The 17,561-nt window shown below is 70.9% G+C and carries 16 protein-coding genes; 9 read left to right on the top strand and 7 right to left on the bottom strand.

Annotation, left to right across the window (positions count from 1 at the left end; all coding sequences use genetic code 11):
- Positions 1 to 48 precede the first annotated feature (48 nt).
- Complete coding sequence (locus AB0B45_RS32825) at positions 49 to 1,269, bottom strand: deoxyguanosinetriphosphate triphosphohydrolase (protein ID WP_358138494.1); 1,221 nt, start codon at positions 1,267 to 1,269, stop codon at positions 49 to 51.
- 187 nt (positions 1,270 to 1,456) lie between these two features.
- Here AB0B45_RS32825 and AB0B45_RS32820 point away from each other — a divergent pair, with 187 nt between their 5' ends.
- Complete coding sequence (locus AB0B45_RS32820; RefSeq protein ID WP_358138492.1) at positions 1,457 to 2,929, top strand: M48 family metallopeptidase; 1,473 nt, start codon at positions 1,457 to 1,459, stop codon at positions 2,927 to 2,929.
- Between the two features lie 70 nt (positions 2,930 to 2,999).
- Here AB0B45_RS32820 and ppdK read toward each other — a convergent pair whose 3' ends face one another.
- Positions 3,000 to 5,633 carry a pyruvate, phosphate dikinase gene (gene ppdK / locus AB0B45_RS32815; RefSeq protein ID WP_358138490.1) on the bottom strand — a complete coding sequence of 878 codons (2,634 nt, stop codon included), beginning with the start codon at positions 5,631 to 5,633 and terminating at the stop codon, positions 3,000 to 3,002.
- A gap of 227 nt (positions 5,634 to 5,860) precedes the next feature.
- Entirely contained in the window at positions 5,861 to 7,375 is a 1,515-nt protein-coding gene (locus tag AB0B45_RS32810) for a serine/threonine-protein kinase (protein WP_358138488.1), read from the bottom strand.
- Between the two features lie 230 nt (positions 7,376 to 7,605).
- On the opposite strand from AB0B45_RS32810, the gene AB0B45_RS32805 reads away from it, so the two are divergent.
- Positions 7,606 to 8,517: a dienelactone hydrolase family protein gene (locus tag AB0B45_RS32805; protein ID WP_358138487.1), complete on the top strand. Its 912-nt coding sequence runs from the start codon at positions 7,606 to 7,608 to the stop codon at positions 8,515 to 8,517.
- A 2-nt stretch (positions 8,518 to 8,519) separates the two neighbouring features.
- Here AB0B45_RS32805 and AB0B45_RS32800 read toward each other — a convergent pair whose 3' ends face one another.
- The 3 genes from AB0B45_RS32800 to AB0B45_RS32790 all read right to left on the bottom strand — a co-directional run bounded on the left by AB0B45_RS32800 (position 8,520) and on the right by AB0B45_RS32790 (position 10,978).
- Entirely contained in the window at positions 8,520 to 9,104 is a 585-nt protein-coding gene (locus AB0B45_RS32800; protein ID WP_358138485.1) for a hypothetical protein, read from the bottom strand.
- Between the two features lie 111 nt (positions 9,105 to 9,215).
- Positions 9,216 to 10,601: a glycine--tRNA ligase gene (locus AB0B45_RS32795; RefSeq protein WP_358138484.1), complete on the bottom strand. Its 1,386-nt coding sequence runs from the start codon at positions 10,599 to 10,601 to the stop codon at positions 9,216 to 9,218.
- Between the two features lie 86 nt (positions 10,602 to 10,687).
- Positions 10,688 to 10,978: an antibiotic biosynthesis monooxygenase family protein gene (locus AB0B45_RS32790; protein ID WP_358138483.1), complete on the bottom strand. Its 291-nt coding sequence runs from the start codon at positions 10,976 to 10,978 to the stop codon at positions 10,688 to 10,690.
- A 38-nt stretch (positions 10,979 to 11,016) separates the two neighbouring features.
- Between AB0B45_RS32790 and AB0B45_RS32785 the strand changes: the two genes are divergently transcribed.
- The 3 genes from AB0B45_RS32785 (at position 11,017) to AB0B45_RS32775 (ending at position 12,861) form a co-directional block, all read left to right on the top strand.
- Positions 11,017 to 11,562 (top strand): hypothetical protein, encoded by a 546-nt coding sequence (locus tag AB0B45_RS32785; RefSeq protein ID WP_358138481.1) that lies wholly within the window; start codon positions 11,017 to 11,019, stop codon positions 11,560 to 11,562.
- Between the two features lie 9 nt (positions 11,563 to 11,571).
- Positions 11,572 to 11,910: a DUF6703 family protein gene (locus AB0B45_RS32780; RefSeq protein WP_358138479.1), complete on the top strand. Its 339-nt coding sequence runs from the start codon at positions 11,572 to 11,574 to the stop codon at positions 11,908 to 11,910.
- Positions 11,911 to 11,985: 75 nt separating this feature from the next.
- Positions 11,986 to 12,861, top strand: a complete 876-nt coding sequence (locus tag AB0B45_RS32775; protein ID WP_358138477.1) for an alpha/beta hydrolase — start codon at positions 11,986 to 11,988, stop codon at positions 12,859 to 12,861.
- Positions 12,862 to 12,916: 55 nt separating this feature from the next.
- Here AB0B45_RS32775 and AB0B45_RS32770 read toward each other — a convergent pair whose 3' ends face one another.
- Complete coding sequence (locus AB0B45_RS32770) at positions 12,917 to 14,449, bottom strand: molybdopterin molybdotransferase MoeA (protein WP_358138475.1); 1,533 nt, start codon at positions 14,447 to 14,449, stop codon at positions 12,917 to 12,919.
- 122 nt (positions 14,450 to 14,571) lie between these two features.
- Here AB0B45_RS32770 and AB0B45_RS32765 point away from each other — a divergent pair, with 122 nt between their 5' ends.
- The 4 genes from AB0B45_RS32765 to AB0B45_RS32750 are packed head-to-tail and all read left to right on the top strand — an operon-like array spanning position 14,572 to position 17,511.
- Complete coding sequence (locus tag AB0B45_RS32765) at positions 14,572 to 15,522, top strand: metal ABC transporter substrate-binding protein (protein ID WP_358138473.1); 951 nt, start codon at positions 14,572 to 14,574, stop codon at positions 15,520 to 15,522.
- Between the two features lie 14 nt (positions 15,523 to 15,536).
- Positions 15,537 to 16,292: a metal ABC transporter ATP-binding protein gene (locus AB0B45_RS32760; RefSeq protein ID WP_358138603.1), complete on the top strand. Its 756-nt coding sequence runs from the start codon at positions 15,537 to 15,539 to the stop codon at positions 16,290 to 16,292.
- On the top strand, positions 16,289 to 17,125 hold the full coding sequence (locus tag AB0B45_RS32755; RefSeq protein WP_358138601.1) for a metal ABC transporter permease: 837 nt from the start codon (positions 16,289 to 16,291) through the stop codon (positions 17,123 to 17,125). The genes AB0B45_RS32760 and AB0B45_RS32755 overlap by 4 nt, the downstream gene beginning before the upstream one ends.
- Positions 17,122 to 17,511, top strand: a complete 390-nt coding sequence (locus tag AB0B45_RS32750; RefSeq protein WP_358138471.1) for a transcriptional repressor — start codon at positions 17,122 to 17,124, stop codon at positions 17,509 to 17,511. The genes AB0B45_RS32755 and AB0B45_RS32750 overlap by 4 nt, the downstream gene beginning before the upstream one ends.
- Positions 17,512 to 17,561: the final 50 nt, after the last annotated feature.

The raw sequence follows: 17,561 nt of genomic DNA, 5'->3' as shown, positions 1-17,561 counted from the left end.
GCAGGCCCGACGCTCGGAAGCAGCCCAGAGTCCTAAGGTCGGGGTGGGTCAGCGGGAGAGGCGGCGGTGCCAGGCCACGGCCGAGGTGTCGGTGAGGGAGGCGATCTGGTCGATCACCACGCGCACCCGCGCCGCGTCGTCCTTCGCCTCCACGAACGCCGGTCTGAACGCCGGTTCGAGCGTGTGCGGCGCACCCAGCGTGATCAGCGAGGCCAGCTCGGAGATCAGCTCGCGCTGCCTGGCCTGGTTGGCGTGGTGGTCCTCCGTCGTCATGACGTAGTGGGCGGTCACCCCCTTGAGCAGCGCGCACTCCAGCCTCGTCGCGCGCGGCACCACCAGGTCGGCGCGGTGCCGGTAGCCGAAGGCCTCCTTGGTCGCCGCCTGCGCCGACCGGCAGAACCTGCCGATCAGCCCGCTGGTCAGGGCCTTGAGCCCGGCCAGGTCGGCGAGCGTGGCCTCGAAGCGGCGCGGCCACAGCGAGAAGCCGAGCAACCGGTCGAACGCCTCCTCCAGCTCCGCGCCGGTGGCGTCGGGAACGTACCAAAGGCGGGTCAGCTCGCAGACGGCCTCGCGCTCGGCCCGCGACCTGAGCGCCTCGGGGGTGACGTGGCCCGAGTGGAGCGCGTCCTCCAGGTCGTGCACGGAGTAGGCGACGTCGTCGGCCCAGTCCATGATCTGGGCCTCGAAGCTCACCCTTCCGGCGGGCGCGCCGTCCCTGATCCACTCGAAGACCGGCAGGTCGTCGTCGTAGACCCCGAACTTGCCTCCGCTGCCGCGCGTCCACGGGTACTTCACGGCGGCGTCGAGCGAGGCGCGGGTCAGGTTGAGCCCCGCGCTGCGGCCGTCCCCCGTCAGCACCTTGGCTTCGAGCCTGGTGAGCAGGCGCAGGCTCTGGGCGTTGCCCTCGAACCCGCCGCAGGCCGCGGCCAGCTCGTCGAGCGCGGTCTCGCCGTTGTGGCCGAAGGGCGGGTGGCCGAGGTCGTGGGCCAAACACGCCGTCTCCACCAGGTCGGGGTCGACGCCGAGCGTGGCGCCCATCTCCCTGCCGACCTGGGCGCACTCCAGCGAGTGGGTGAGCCTGGTGCGCGGGATGTGCTGGCCGACGCCGAGCGTCTCGCCAGGGCCCACCACCTGCGTCTTGGCCGCGAGCCTGCGCAGGGCCGAGCTGTGCAGGACCCTGGCCCTGTCGCGTTCGAACACGCCCCGATCGGGGTTACCGGCGGGCTCCGGAACCCATCGCTCCTGGTCATGGTCGGTGTATTGGCCCATAAGTGCTGTGAGTTTACCCATCAGGGCCGCACTGGATCACCACGACCCCGCGATCCAGGCGTGCGCGGTCGCCGACCGGCTGACGGCCACGACCACGAGCAACCGCGAGAGGCGGGTCGCGGCGGGGCATGGCTGGCGGTCAACCTTCCGGTCAGAAGACGGCATATAGCCCTATAAGGTCATCCGCGTGACCACCGCGTTCCGTGCCGTGCTGGCCTTCACCTTGCTGGCCGGTTTCTACGTGCTCGTCGGCCTGATCCTGGCCGGTGCCGTCTTCTTCGACGTCTACCTCTTCCTCGACTTCCACGCCGCGGGACTCAAGTTCGCGATCGTGCTCACCCTGGCCGCCGGCGCGCTGGTGCGGGCCCTGTGGATGGTCAGCCGCAGGAAGGGGGGCGAGGAGCCGGGGCTGGCCGTCGGCCGCGAGCAGGAGCCCGAGCTGTGGCGGACGGTCGAGGAGCTCGCGCAGCGGGTCAAGACCGCGCCGCCGGACGAGATCAGGCTGGTAGGCGAGGTCAACGCCGCCGTCGCCGAGGACACCCGCTTCCTCGGATTGGTGGCGTCCAGGCGGCGCATGTACATCGGGCTGCCGCTGCTGCAGACGCTCACGGTCGACGAGATGCGGGCCGTGCTCGGGCACGAGCTCGGCCACTACAGCGGCGCGCACACCCGCCTGGGCGCGCCCGTCTACCGGGGCAGGGTGGCGCTGATCGCCGCCGTGCAGGGGCTCGCCAACCACCCGTTCGTGCAGCGGTTGTTCTCCTACTACGCCAAGCTCTACCTGCGCGTCTCCCAGGCGGTCTCGCGCCGCCAGGAGCTGGAGGCGGACTCGTTCGCCGTCGCGATCGCGGGCAGGGCGGCGATGGCGGGCGCGCTCACGAAGATCCACGGCACCGCGCAGGCGTGGGAGCTGTTCATGGAGCGCTACATGGGCATGGCCGGCCTGGCGGGCAACAGGCCCGCGTCGGTGTTCGCCGGCTTCCGCGCGCTCATGGGCGACCCCGTACGGCAGGCGGAGCTGGCCAAGATCGCCGAACAGCCGGAGGAGACCTCCCCCTACGACTCGCACCCCAACCTCGCCGAACGCCTGGCCGCGATCGAACTGCTGCCCGAGCCCGCCCACGTCCCCGATCCTCGCCCGGCCACGGCGCTGCTGATGGACGCGTCGGTGGCCGCGCAGGCGGTCGAGCAGTCGTTCTGGACGCAGGAGGCGCTCACCACCCTGCGCCCTGTGTCGTGGGAGGACCTGGTCGCCTACGGCATGTACGCGATGCGCAACGAGGAGGCGCTGCGCGACCTGGCCGTGGCGGGGCAGCGGGTCATGGGGGCGGGCGTGCCGTACCTCGACGCGGCCTTCGAGGCGCTGGCGCGCGGGCAGCACGCGGCGCTGGAGGCCGAGCTGCGCGGGCTCGGCTGGAACACCTCAGAGCAGCTGCTCGCGGGCGTCGTGGGCCAGGCGCTCGAGGCGACGCTCATCCAGCACGGGCAGGCGCGGTGGACGCTGTCGTGGTCGGGACCCGCCAGGCTGCTGTTCGAGGACGGCGAGGAGGTCCTGGTGGCGGACTACGCCGCGCAGGTGGTCGCCGATCCCTCGGGCGTGCCTGGGATGCGCTCGTGGCTGGCGGGGCTGGGCGTGGAGCCCGACTTCGTCCCCTCGTGAGCGGGCCCGCCTCAGGCGTGCCCCTGACCGGGCGCCGCCGGGCCCGTCGCGGGCCCGGCGGCACGGTGGCTCAGCGGGTGTCGGAGGATTCGCCGGTCAGCACCGCGCGGCCCGCCTCCAGGCGCGCCACGGGGATGCGGAACGGCGAGCAGGACACATAGTCGAGCCCCGCCTCGTGGCAGAAGTGGACGGAGTCGGGGTCGCCGCCGTGCTCGCCGCAGATGCCGAGCTTGACGTCGGGATTGGACTTCCTGCCCTCCTCCGTCGCGATCCTGACGAGGCGGCCGACGCCGTCCCTGTCGAGGGTCTCGAACGGCGAGACGCCGAAGATGCCCATCTCCAGGTAGCGGGAGAAGAACGCGGCCTCGACGTCGTCGCGGGAGAAACCCCACGTCATCTGGGTCAGGTCGTTGGTGCCGAAGGAGAAGAACTCCGCGGCCTCGGCGATCTGACCTGCGGTGAGCGCGGCCCTCGGCGTCTCGATCATGGTGCCGATGAGCGCGTCGACGCCCGCCTCCTCCAGGATCGCGGCGGCCTCCTCGCGGACCGCCTCCAGCTCCTGCACGGCGGCGACCAGCGGGATCATGATCTCCGGCCTGGCTCCCTGAACCGCGCGAGCGGCGTCGGCGATGGCCCTGACCTGCATGGCGAACAGGCCGGGGATGACGAGGCCGAGCCGTACGCCTCGCAGGCCGAGCATCGGGTTCTGCTCGTGCAGCCGCTTGACGGCGGTCAGCAGCGCGCGGTCCTTGTCTGAGGCGTCGCCCTTGGCGACCTTGACCGACAGGTCCACGAGGTCGGGCAGGAACTCGTGCAGCGGAGGGTCGATGAGGCGGATGGTGACCGGCCGCCCCTCCATGGCCTCGAAGATCCCGATGAAGTCGGACTTCTGGAGAGGTTCGAGAGCGTCCAGCGCGGCCTGGCGCTCGTCGGCGTCACCGGCCAGGACGAGGTCCTCTACCAGCTGCCTGCGGTCGCCGAGGAACATGTGCTCCGTACGGCACAGCCCGATCCCCTCCGCCCCGAACCGCACGGCGCGGGCCGCGTCCTCGGGGTTGTCGGCGTTGGCCCGCACCCCGAGCCGCCGCACCGAGTCGGCGTGCCGCATGATCCGGTCGACCGCGCGGACCAGCTCGTCGGCCGGCTCGCTGCCCTCGAAGTACTCCACGACGGCCGAGTCGACCACCGGCACCTCGCCGAGGAAGACCTCGCCCGTGCTGCCGTCGATGGAGATGACGTCGCCCTCACTGACGGTGATGCCGCCCGGCGCGGTGAAGCGGCGCTCGCCTGTGGAGACCTCCAGCTCCTCGGCCCCGCAGACGCAGGTCTTGCCCATGCCGCGCGCGACCACGGCCGCGTGCGAGGTCTTGCCGCCGCGCGAGGTGAGCACGCCCTGGGCGGCGATCATGCCCGCCAGGTCGTCGGGGTTGGTCTCGCGCCTGACCAGGATCACGTCCTCGCCGGCGGCGGCCAGCTCCACGGCCCGCTCGGAGGAGAAGACCACCTTGCCGACGGCGGCGCCGGGCGAGGCGTTCATGCCCTTGGTGATGCGCTTGCGCTCGCCGTCAGCGCAGAACCTGGGGAACATCAGCTGGGCGAGCTGGTCGCCGCTGACCCTGGTCACGGCCTCGTCGAGGGTGATGAGTCCCTGGTCGACGAGCTGGGTCGCGATGCGGAACGCCGCGCCGGCGGTCCGCTTGCCTACTCGGGTCTGCAGCATCCAGAGCTTGCCGCGCTCGATCGTGAACTCGATGTCGCACAGGTCGCGGTAGTGGTTCTCCAGCTTCTCCATGATCTGCAGCAGCTCGTCGTAGGAGGTCTTGTCGATGCGCTCGAGCTCCTGCAGCGGGATGGTGTTGCGGATGCCGGCGACGACGTCCTCACCCTGTGCGTTCTGGAGGTAGTCGCCGTAGATGCCCTGCTGGCCCGAGCCGGGGTCGCGGGTGAAGGCGACGCCGGTGCCCGAGTCCTCGCCGAGGTTGCCGAAGACCATGGCCACGATGTTGACCGCGGTGCCCAGGTCGGTGGGGATGCGTTCCTGGCGGCGGTAGAGAACGGCGCGGGGAGCGTTCCACGAGTCGAAGACCGCCATGACGGCCAGCCGCATCTGCTCGCGCGGGTCGGCGGGGAAGTCCTTGCCCGTCTGCTCGCGCACGATGCCCTTGTACGTCTCGACCAGGCCCTGCAGTTCCTCGGCCGACAGGTCGGTGTCCTGGCGGGAGCCCTTGAGCGACTCGAGGGCGTGCTCGAACAGCTCGCCGTCGATGCCCTGCACGGTCTTGCCGAACATCTGGATGAGCCTGCGGTAGGAGTCCCACGCGAAGCGGTCGTTGCCGCCCGCCTGCTTGGCCAGGCCGTGGACCGACTCGTCGTTGAGCCCGATGTTCAGGACCGTCTCCATCATGCCCGGCATGGAGAACTTGGCGCCTGAGCGCACGCTGACCAGCAATGGGTCGTCGGCCTGCCCGAGCTTCCTGCCCATGGCGGACTCCAGCGCCTTCAGGTGCTCGGCGACCTCCGCCTCGAGCCCGTCGGGGACCGCGCCCTCCGCCAGATAGTGGCGGCACGCCTGAGAGGTGATCGTGAATCCAGGGGGGACGGGCAGACCGAGATTCGTCATCTCGGCCAGATTGGCGCCCTTTCCCCCGAGAAGATCCTTGAGATCCTTGTTGCCCTCGGTGAAGTCGTAAACGTACTTGGCCACCACAACTCCTTTGCGAACGCCTCCGTTCCGGACTCTACCGATAAAGAACCTCCCGAAACTGCACTCATCGGTTAAGTCGATGTTTCTCCTGCTCAGGGTACATCTACCGGTCTAATCCAATGTAAATTCAGTGGTTTATACCAATTGGTTTAAACCAATTTTTTGAACGCGGTCGGCGGACATGACAACGGCGCCGGAGGTGATCTCCGGCGCCGTTCGTTCCCGTTCTAGCCCAGACCGGCCTTGCGCACGTACTGCAGCACCGGGCCGTTCTTCAGCTTGCCCTTCTGCTCCGCCTTGAGCAGATCCCTGGTGACCCTGAGTGCCTTCTCCCGCGCCTCCGCCTCGCCGCCGCTCTGTGCCAGCCGGGCCGCCTCGCGAATGTGGTCGTGGGCCTTCTTCGCCAGGCCAGGATCGATTCCGCCCGCCGCCTCCTGCTTAAAGACCGCCTTGTCGAAGCCTTCGAGCCACGGCACCCAGCCGTCGGCAGGCGTGTATTCGCCGGCGTCGCCCACGTAGGGGTCGTCGCCCTCGTCGCTCTCCTCGTCGTCGGGCCCCGGCGTCTCCGCCTCGATCAGCGACGACGGCTCGGGGGTGGATGAGGCGGAGGGCGCCGGCTCCGGCTCGGTGGTCGTGACCGCCGCGGACGTGGGCGTGGGAGTGGGAGTGGGGTCCGGTGTCCCTCCTCCGCTGTTGAGCAGCGTCACCCCGATCGCCACCGCCGCGATCACCGCCACCCCGGCGAGCGCCTGGAGCGCCAGTTTCTTGTTGGGCGACGAGGGCTCGGGCGGCGCACCCCCGCCGGTCAGCATCGCGCCCGTCACGGGCACGGCGGGGGTGCCGCGCAGGTCCGTCGTCTGCGCGTGGTCATGGGACGGCAGGACGGCCGTCGGGTTCGGCGCGGCATGGGGCAGCGGGTTCGGCACGGTCGCAGGGAAGGCGAAGGCGGCGAAGGCCTGCCGTACCTGCTCGGCGTTGGCGGGCCGGTCGGCGGGGTCCTTGGCCAGCATCGACAGCACCAGCCTGTCGAGGCCTGGGGGCACGTCGGGGCGTACCTGGCTGGGCGGGGCGGGCGCCTCGAAGACGTGCTTGCGCATGAGGTCGGCCGCGCCGCCCGAGAACGGCGGCTGGCCGCAGAGCAGCTCGTAGGCGACGCAGCCCAGCGCGTACAGGTCGGAGGCCGCGGTGCCGGGCTCGCCGTTGATCTGCTCGGGGGCCAGGTAGGCGGCCGTGCCGACGACCGTCCCGACCGTCGTCAGGCGGGAGGTCTCGCTGGCCACCTGCGCGATGCCGAAGTCGACGATCTTGAGCGTGCCGTCCGCCGTCCTGTGCAGGTTCGCGGGCTTCACATCGCGGTGGACCACCCCGGCCTTGTGCGCGGCGTCGAGCCCCGAGGCGGCCTGGCTCATCAGGCGGCACACCTCGGGGATGTTGTACCGGTGGCCGTCGGCGAGCTCGTCGGCAAGGCTGCGGCCCGTCAGCAGCTCCATCACCAGGTACGGTCGCCCGTTCTGCTCACCGGTGTCGAAAACGGTCACCACGTTCGTGTGCACGATCTGGGCGGCGGCCCGCGCCTCGCGAGCGAACCGCTCACGGGCCGCGGGCTGCGTCACCTGCGGCGCGAGAATCTTGACGGCGACGGCCCTGCCGGTCCGCGGGTCGTGTCCCCGCCAGACCTCGCCCATTCCGCCGCGCCCGATCGGCTCGTCCAGCTGGTAGCGCCCGTCCAGCATTTCCGGCATATTTCCCGCCAATGGCTCAGAAGTCCTCGTATTCCGAGCCAACCTATATGTTGACGACCTTCGGCGAGTGAATCATCGTCGGCACCGCCGTCTCCGCCCCTCGCGCGACGCCGTGACCCGCCCCGCCTTCCAGCCGTGACGCTTGCCTTTGTCGGAATTTTCGGTCGCGCACCGCTCGGGCCATGGCGAGCTTTACCGGGGCTTTCGCTGGTGCGGCTTACGATCCGGGCATGATGTCACCCTTCAAGCGCTACCTCGCGGAAGAGATCGCACTCGATCATGTCGAAGGGCTCATCCCCCGCCGTGAGGCACTGCGCAGGCTCGGCCTGCTCGGAGTCGGCCTGCCTGCCGCCACCGCACTGCTGGCCGCGTGCGGGGCGGATGCGGAGGTCGCCGCGACGGCCACGCCCACCCCCAGCCCCGCGTCCAGCGCGCCCGCCTCCCCCGCCGGGCCCGCACCGCTCCCGACCGAGGCCGTCACGTTCGCCGGACCCGAGGGCGTGACCCTGCGGGCAGCGTGGGCGAAGGCGCGGGAGCCCAAGGGAGCGGTCCTGGTCATCCACGAGAACCGCGGGCTCAACGACCACATCCGCTCGGTCGCGGGACGGCTGGCGGCCGACGGCTACTCCTCGCTGGCGCTCGACCTGCTGTCGCGCGAGGGCGGCACGGAGTCCTTCAGCGACACGGCGCAGGTCATGGCCAAGCTCGGCGAGATCCCGCCCGAGCGGTTCGTCGCCGACATGAAGGCGGCCGTGACCGAGCTGGGCAAGCGCGAGGAGGGCGCCAAGCTCGGCATGGTGGGGTTCTGCTTCGGCGGCGGCATGACGTGGCTGCTGCTGGCCAACGCCGAACCGCGGCTGTCGGCGGCGGCGCCGTTCTACGGCCCGCTGCCCGACGGCGCCGACTTCACCGGCAGCAAGGCGGCCGTCCTCGCCGTCTACGCTCAACTGGACGACAGGGTGAACGCCACCCGCGACGCCGCGAGGGCCGCGCTGGAGAAGGCGGGTCTCAAGCACGAGATCGTCACCTTCCCCGGCGTCGGCCACGCGTTCTTCAACGACACGGGCCCGCGGTACAACGCGCAGGCGGCGGCCCAGGCCTACCAGCGGCTCACGGACTGGTTCGGCACGTACCTGGCCTGAGGTCAGCCGTTGTCGATCTTGAGCTGGTACTTCCACTCGGCCCACGCCCACGGCTGCCTGTAGGTGCCGGTCGAGCATCCCGGCTGCGTGCCGCAGACGTCGGCCCGCACGTCGAAGCGGTACGTGCGAGCCGAGTAGGGGTCGACGAGGTCGTAGGTCTCGACGGGCTTGGCCGCCGAGGTGGTGAACGTCCTCGGGATGCGCGCGACGCCGTTCCCCCAGATGCGCATCGAGAACCTGCCACCCTCGAAGGCGCGCCCGAACATGAACCTGATCTTGCGCTGGTGCCGGACGAAGCTGACCGACAGCACCCGCATCTGGCCGTTGACGTGGGAGAAGGCGATCTGCCCGTAGTCGAAGGACTGGCGCCGGCCCGGAGGCTCGAAGGTCTCCTGCGCGTCGCCGACCGGGCAGCCGAGTACGGCACGGCCGCCGAGCTGGTCGTAGCGGATCTGGATCTGCTGGTCGCGGATCTCGAAGCCGCACGTCCGCGCGGAGGCGGGGACGGCGGGAAGCGCCAGGGCGGGGGCCGCCGCGCCCGCGACGGCGAGCGCGGCGGCCATCCCGACGGTGATTGCTCGTCTCATGGCCGAAACGTAGATCGCGCCACAGATGGCCCACATGAGTACAGGGGTACTCAGATCCGACGCCGACGAGCCCGGCGAGAGGGGAGGCTCGCCCTCCCGCCGGTTCAGGGATCAGTCGTTGAGATGCTGACGCAGGTAGGACTCGACCTGGTCGAGCGCGATGCGCTCCTGGCCCATCGAGTCGCGCTCGCGGATGGTCACGGCGTGGTCCTCGAGGGTGTCGAAGTCGACCGTGATGCAGAACGGCGTGCCGATCTCGTCCTGGCGCCGGTAGCGGCGGCCGATGGCGCCCGCGTCGTCGAACTCGACGTTCCAGCGCTTGCGCAGCTGGGCGGCCAGATCCTTGGCCTTGGGCGACAGGTCGGCGTTGCGCGACAGCGGCAGGACCGCGACCTTGACGGGCGCGAGCCTGTGGTCGAGGCGCAGCACCGTGCGCTTCTCCATGACGCCCTTGGCGTTGGGCGCCTCGTCCTCGGTGTAGGCGTCGAGCAGGAAGGTCAGCGTGGCGCGGTCGACACCGGCGGCCGGCTCGATGACGTAGGGCACGTAGCGCTCGCCCGTGTCCTGCTCGAAGAACGACAGGTCGACGCCCGACGCCTTGGAGTGAGCGTTGAGGTCGAAGTCGGTGCGGTTGGCGATGCCCTCGAGCTCACCCCACTCGGAGCCGGCGAAGTTGAAGCGGTACTCCACGTCGACGGTGCGCTTGGAGTAGTGGGACAGCTTCTCCTTCGGGTGCTCGTAGAGCCGGAGGTTGTCCTTGTTGATGCCCAGGTCGGAGTACCAGCGGTAGCGCTCGTCGATCCAGTACTGGTGCCACTCCTCGTCGGTGCCGGGCTTGACGAAGAACTCCATCTCCATCTGCTCGAACTCGCGGGTGCGGAAGATGAAGTTGCCCGGCGTGATCTCGTTGCGGAACGACTTGCCGATCTGGCCGATGCCGAACGGCACCTTCTTGCGCGCCGACTGCTGCACGTTGGCGTAGTTGATGAAGATGCCCTGCGCGGTCTCGGGGCGCAGGTAGGCCAGGCCCGACTCGTCCTCGACGGGGCCGAGGTAGGTCTTCAGCAGGCCGCTGAACTGGCGCGGCTCGGTGAAGCCGCCCTTGTTGCCGCAGTTGGGGCAGGTGATGTCGGCCAGGCCGTTCTCGGGGGGCCTGCCGTGCTTCTCCTCGTAGGCCTCGGTGAGGTGGTCGGCGCGGAAGCGCTTGTGGCAGGACTGGCACTCGGTCAGCGGGTCGGTGAAGGTCTCGACGTGGCCGCTGGCCTGCCACACCTCGGGGGCCAGGATGACGCAGGAGTCGAGGCCGACCACGTCTTCGCGGGCCTGCACCATCGACAGCCACCACTGGCGCTTCACGTTGTTCTTCAGCTCCACGCCCAGCGGACCGTAGTCCCACGACGCGCGCAGGCCTCCGTAGATCTCGCTCGACGGGTAGACGAGCCCCCGTCGCTTGGCGAGGCTGACGATCGTGTCCATGACGTCGGTCCGGCGTGCCATTGGCTGAATCTCTTTCCGGCTGGAGGTCGGCGAGTGGAATTGATGAGATCCCAGCTTAGGGGACATCCGGCAGCCCCCGCGCGCGACTATTCGTCTCTTACGGAAACGTAGACGTCCTCGAAGGCGCTGGGCTCGTTGACCATGAGGATCATGAGGGGATACATCGCCATCCTGGCGGCCGACAGCGCGCGGCGGTAGAAGCCCGCGCCCTCCCACTCGCTGACCAGAGCCCACAGGTTGGGCTCGTCGACCGAGCGGCACAGGCGCCCGCGCACGTAGCCTGGCTGCGCGGCGAGCACGTCGATGATCTCCTGGCCTTGCTTGAGGAACTCTTGGGAGCGCGCCTCGGGGACGGTGTAGCGAATCAGTGCGAGCACGCGATCCAGGATGTCAGACAAGAGGCCTATCCTGATGCGTGCTCTTCAGGATCCGCCGCTCCCAGCTCGCGCTCGCCGCCGCGGCCGCCTACCTCGCCGTGGTCGGCTATCTGAGCGTCGCCACCCTCACGGGGCAGGTCGACGAGCTCAGCGGCGAGGGCCCGCTGGGGGAGCTCACCTCACCCGTCTCCCTCCTCCCCTACGGCCTGCGCCGCCTGGGGCTGCTGCCTTCGGCCGCCGGCGCCTACACGATCGCGGGCATCGTGCAGGCGGTGCTCGTCTGGCTGCTGATCAGGGGCCGCAGTCCCGCCGAGACGCTCGGCGACCGGGCGGACGGCTACCGGCGAGGGCGGGTGGCGCTGGTCGTCTCCATGGTCTACCTGCTGCTCGTGACCTCGGCAGCGGTGTTCGGGATCGTGGCGTCCGCCTACGAGGCGGGCAGCTTCGCCCTCGTCTACTGGATCCCGCTCGCGCTCCCCCTCTCGCTCGTCGCGTCCTACCTGCCGGGCTCGCTGCTGCCCATCGGGATGATCCAGGCGTGGGTTCTGTGGCGAATCTTCAGGGGCGGGCGGGTGCCGCGCTAGGCTCGTCAGGTGGCCACTCGAAAGCCCCTCCCGCCTGGCGAGCAGTTCTTCACGCCTGGCGCCACGGGCGTGCGCAAGGCGGTCGAGCAGCGCAGCGCCGTACCCATCACGTTCCTGTTCACGCAGGTGCCGCGCTGGGTCGCGCCCGCGCTGCTGGTGATCCTGCTGCTGGCGGGGTTCGTGCTCGACAGCTGGCTCGGCGGGGTCGCGGTGCTGCCGGTGGCCGCGTTCATCGGGTGGCTGGCCTACCTGTCGTGGCCCTCGCTCGGCGTCGGCGGCAAGCTGCTGCGCGTGGTGATGCTGACCTTCCTCATCCTCGTGGCGGCCGACAGGTTCGGCGCCTTCTAGTTCTGAAGGCCCACCCCGGGGATCCGACCTGAGCGTGACGCGAGCTAGCGTCGCGGTGACGTACGGTCCGGAGTCATGCGTCGTTTTCTGGTCGGTGTCGTGCTCGTGCTGTGCGCCACAGGCGCCGGTTGCCTGCCCGGCACGAGCCCGCTGGAGTTGCCCGCGATGACGGCGGCGGCACTGGGCGAGCGCTACACCGCCAACGCCGCTGCCGCAGGGCCCGGCCGCCAGCTGCTGGCCTACGACCAGGCCGGCGACGGGCGGGCGATCGAGGTGGTCGGCGATCTGGCCACGGCCACGAAGGTGATCGTCTTCGTCCCCGGCACCGGGTTCGGCCTGCGCGACTTCGACGGCGCCTCCGCCTCCCCCGCCGGTGCGGCGAAGGCGCTGCACGCCAGGGCGGCGGCGCTGGAGCCCGGCGGCAAGGTGGCCGTCATCGGCTGGCTCGGTTACGACGCGCCCGAGATGACCGACTGGGACGTGCTCACCACGCTGCCCGCCGCCAAGGGCGCCAAGGCGCTGCGCACGCTGGTGACGGCGCTGGGCGACAGGAAGCGGATCACCCTGGTCTGCCACAGCTACGGCACGGTGGTGTGCGGGAAGGCCGCGCCCGGACTGCCCGTCGACGACATCGTCGCGCTCGGCAGCCCCGGCATGGGCGTGGCCACCAGGGCCGAGCTGCGCACGCCCGCCAGGGTGTGGGCCACGCTGTCCAGGAAGGACGACGTGTTCAGGGCGGGAGTACGGCTCGGCCCCATCGGCTTCGGCGCCGATCCCGTCGGCGACGGGTTCGGCGCCAGGGTCTTCGACGGGGGCGACGGAGGCCACAACGACTACCTGCGTCCCGGCAGCGCCACCCTCGACGCGGTCACCTCCATCGCGCTCAGTGGGAGAGCATCGTGTAGTTCGGGAAGTTGCCGGGCAGCCGCTCACCCTGCTGCCCTTGGGTGACGGCCCGCACCAGCGAACCGCAGCGGCGTTGGCCATCCCTGTCACCGCGTCCGTGTCAGTCCGGCAGGTCGAGCAACTCCACCGGCTCGCCGTCCCACCTGGGCGGAATCACGGCCAACGCGTCGGCGAGCGCGGCCCCCCAGAGCGAGCCGGGACGATCGTGCCCAACAGGCACGGCCCCCTTCCCCGACCTGCGCACGGGCACCAACCGCGTGTCCTTGTGATGCGCCAACCCGCGGGCCCGCAGCCCCTCCCGAATGTCCGGCCCCTGCCAACCGAAACCCTGCCGAGCCTCCCCCAACTGCCCAGAACCCTGTTGAACTGAGCCCCGCTGACCTGGACCCTGCTGACCTGGACCCTGCTGAACCGCTGCGCCCCGGTTGCTGTCGGTGGCCGGTTGTCGTGCCTTCGCCGCTCCAGCGAGGGTCGTGCGCTCGCCCGGCTCGTACCGCTCGCCCTTGAGGACAGGGACCAGCAGCGTCAACGCCGCCGCCAGCGCCGCGAACGGGTTTCCCGGCAGGCCGACGACCAGCCGTCCACCGGGCAGGCGGGCCAAGAGCTGCGGATGGCCCGGCCGCACGGCGACACCGTCGACCAGCACGTCAGCGCCCAGTTCGTCCAGCACGGCACGCAGGTGATCGGCAGGTCCCTTGGACGAGGCCCCGCACACCACGATCACCTCCGCCTCGCCCGCGCCTCCCACCTGGCCGCCTCCTGCGGCTTCCGGATGGCGGCGGAGGGCGGCTTGGAGCGGGGCGACGCCGTCCGGGAGCCTGAGGCGGGCGCCCGTCCTGCCCCCCGCCCACTCGACCAGCCCGGGCAGGAACGGACCGATCGCGTCACGCACCCGTCCCGGCTCGGGCAGGCCCTCGTCCACCACCTCGTCCCCCGTCACCAGCACCGCCACCTCGGGACGTCGATGGACGGCGAGCACATCGTGCCCCAGCGCGGCAGCCAGCCCGAGCACCGCGGGCGTCACCGTGGTCCCGGCCGCGAGGACGACCTCGTCCAGCCCGATGTCCTCCCCGCGCCGGCGGATGTGCCGCCCCTCCTCGACCACCCCGTGCACCAGTACCTCGGCCTCACGGGAAGCCTCCGGCCCGGCCGCCTCCCGATCCGGCGGGGCCTCCCCTCCATCACCCGAGACAGCCGACGTCCTGCCCGCGGCTGAGCCCCTGCCGGGCGCGGCATCTCGCGGGGGTGCGGGGGTTTCGACGGCCGCCTCGTACTGCAGGACCGCGGTCGCGCCCTCGGGGACCTGCGCTCCCGTGGCAATCTCCACCGCGCATCCCGGCTTCAGCACCTCGGCGTGCGCGTGCCCTCCAGCCAGTACCCTGCCGACGACGCGCCACGGGCCCTGCTCCCCCGCGACCGCGTAGCCGTCCATGGCCGAGACGTCCACACCGGGCACCGCGGCGAGCGCCCGTAGCGGACGGGCCAGGCGGCAGCCGTACGCCATGGGCAGAGGCACCTCCGCCACCGGCCACGCGGGCGCGGCGCGCAGTGCGATGGCGCGTGCTTCGGGCCAGCTCACGCTTCCGCTGTGCCCATGGCCGCCGGTCGGGTGGCCTGCTGCGTTCGTGCTCACGAGACGAACCTTGCCATGCACACGAGCATGAAGGCTCCCTTGACCTTACGCGCCGGGCCCCCGCCGGCACTCCACGGGGACTTTGACAACCATTTTCATTCTGGTCCATACTGACGGATGTGATGCCCCTTAAGACCCGTTTTCTCACCCTGTTGACCGGTGGAACGCTCCTGGTCACCGCCGCCGCCTGCGGGTCAGGCGCCGCCGAGACCTCCCCCGCCGCCGTGAAGCCCGGCGAGAAGGCGAAGGTCGTGGCCGCCTTCTACCCGCTGCAGTGGCTGACCGAGCAGATCGCAGGCTCCGCCGTCTCCGTCGAGACGCTGACCGCGCCCGGCGTCGAGCCGCACGACCTGGAGCTGACGCCGCAGCAGGTCGCCGACGTCGGCGGGGCCACGCTCACCGCCTACGTCAAGGGCCTGCAGCCCGCGGTGGACGAGGCGGTCGAGCAGAACGCGGGCGACAAGGGGTTCGACGCGGCCGCCGCCGTACAGACGCTGCCCGCGACGGAGGCGGAGGCAGCGGACGGGGGCGCGGAGGCGCACGAGCACGAGCACGAGGTCGCCTACGACCCGCACCTGTGGCTCGACCCGAGCAGGTTCGCGGGGGTCGCCACCAAGCTGGGCGAGCGGCTCGCCGCGATCGACCCCGCGCACGCCCAGGCCTACAAGGACCGCGCCGCCAAGACCGTCGCCGCGCTCACCGCTCTCGACCAGGAGTACGCCAAAGGGCTGGGCACCTGCTCGACCAGGTCGATCGTGACCGCGCACGCGGCGTTCGGCTACCTGGCCGACCGCTACAAGCTCAAGCAGGTCGGCATCACGATGGACCCCGAGGCCGAGCCGTCCCCCGCCCGCATCGCCGAGGTCTCCAAGGTCGCCAAGGCCGAGAACGTCACTACCATCTTCACTGAGGCCCTCGTCAGCCCCAAGGTCGCCGAGGTCCTCGCCAATGAGGTGGGGGCGAAGACCGCGGTGCTCGACCCCATGGAGAGCCGGCCGTCCGGCGGCGACTATCTGTCGGCCATGCGACAGAACCTCTCGACCCTGCGAACCGCACTGGGATGCACAGCGTGACAGCAGTATTCGACATGACCGGCGGTCAGGTGACCCTGGACCGCCGGTCCGTGCTTCGCGGCGTGGATCTGACCGTCTGCTCCGGCGAGGTCGTCGCCATCATGGGGGCCAACGGATCGGGCAAGTCCACCCTGGTCAGGGCCATGCTCGGCCTCACTCCCCTGTCCGGGGGCCAGACCCTCCTGTACGGCAGGCCGCCCGCGAGGTTCCGCGAGTGGTGGCGCGTGGGCTACGTGCCCCAGCGGCTCCAGGTGGGCGGCGGCGTGCCCGCCACGGTCCGCGAGGTCGTCGCGTCCGGCAGGATCGCGCGCCAGCGCCGCCTGCGCCCGACCACCGCCGCCGACCGGCGGGCCGTGGAGGACGCGCTGGAGTATGTGGCGCTGGCCGACAGGGCGGGCGACTCGGTCCAGAACCTGTCGGGCGGCCAGCAGCAGCGGGTGCTCATCGCCCGCGCGCTCGCCGGCGAGCCCGACGTGTACGTCATGGACGAGCCCAACGCCGGCGTCGACGCCGGCAGCCAGCGGCTGCTCGCCGACACCCTCACCACGCTGGTGGCCGAAGGCAGGACGATCGTGCTCGTCATGCACGAGCTGGGCCCGCTCGAGCCGCTCATCACCAGGGGCGTCGTCGTCCGCGACGGCGTGATCGCCCACGACGGGGTGCCGCCGCGGCCCGAGGGCGACTGCGCCAAACCGGGGCACGAGCACGTCCACCCCCACGCCGAGGAGCCCGTCGGGGGCCCGCTGGCGGGATGGCGGGCAGAGGCGTGATCGAGCTGCTCCAGCTTCCCTTCATGCAGCGGGCGGTGATCGCCGCGCTGCTGGTCGGGCTCTGCGCGCCGCTCGTCGGCACCTTCATCGTGCAGCGCCGCCTCGCCCTGCTCGGCGACGGCATCGGCCACGTGGCGCTGACCGGCGTGGCGCTCGGCTTCCTCACCGGGACCGCGCCCGTGCTGACCGCCGTCCTGGTGTCGGTCGTCGGCGCGGTGGCCATCGAGCTGGTGCGGGCGCGCGGCCGTACCAGTGGTGACGTCGCGCTGGCGCTGCTGTTCTACGGCGGCATCGCGGGCGGGGTGATGTTGATCTCGATCGCCCCAGGGGGCAGCAACTCCAAGCTGACCTCCTACCTGTTCGGCGCGATCGCCAGCGTGACCGGCGAGGATCTGTGGGTCATCGGCGCGCTGGCCGTCGCCGTGATCGCGGTCGTGGCGGTCTTCGGCAGGGAGCTGTTCGTGCTCTGCCAGGACGAGGAGGTGGCCAAGGCCAGCGGACTGCCCGTGCGGTTCCTGAGCCTGCTCATCGCCGTCACCGCCGCGCTCACCGTCGTGATCGCCATGCGTGTGGTGGGGTTGCTGCTGGTCAGCGCGCTCATGGTGATCCCTGTGGCCACCAGCCAGCAGTTCACCAGGGGCTTTCGGGCCACCATGCTGCTGTCGATGGTCTTCGGCGTCGTGGCGGCCGTGGGCGGGCTGCTGAGCTCCACCTTCTCCGCCAAAGTGCCGCCGGGCGCCGCCATCGTGCTTCTCGCTCTCGCCGGCTTCGTGCTGGCCCTCGGGGTCGGTAGATTCGTACGGCGAGGCCGAACCCAGGAGAGCAACCCATGACCACTCGTCGCGATGCCGTTCACGACACCCTTCGCAGGAGCGACGGTTTCCGCAGCGCGCAGGACGTCTACGCCGAGATGCGCTCCGACGGCGCCAAGATCGGCCTGACCACGGTCTACCGGGCGCTCCAGGCGCTGGCCGACGGCGGCGAGGTCGACGTGCTGCGCACCGACGACGGGGAGTCGGTCTACCGGGCCTGCGCCAGCGGCGACCACCACCATCACCTGGTCTGCCGCCGCTGCGGCCGTACGGTCGAGGTGGCCGGGCCCGATGTCGAGCGCTGGGCCGAGGCCGTCGGCGCCGATCACGGGTTCACCGAGGTCACCCACACCGTCGAGGTCTTCGGCACCTGCGCCTCCTGCTCGGCCGCCGTACGCGCCTCCTGAGTCCGCGGCGGTCCGAAGGGCGCGGAAACGGGTATGTGAACCAGAGGAAG

Source organism: Nonomuraea sp. NPDC049152 (assembly GCF_040648355.1).
Classification (GTDB): Bacteria; Actinomycetota; Actinomycetes; order Streptosporangiales; family Streptosporangiaceae; genus Nonomuraea.
Note: the sequence above shows the minus strand (reverse complement) of the source record. Positions and strands in the feature narration are given on the sequence as shown.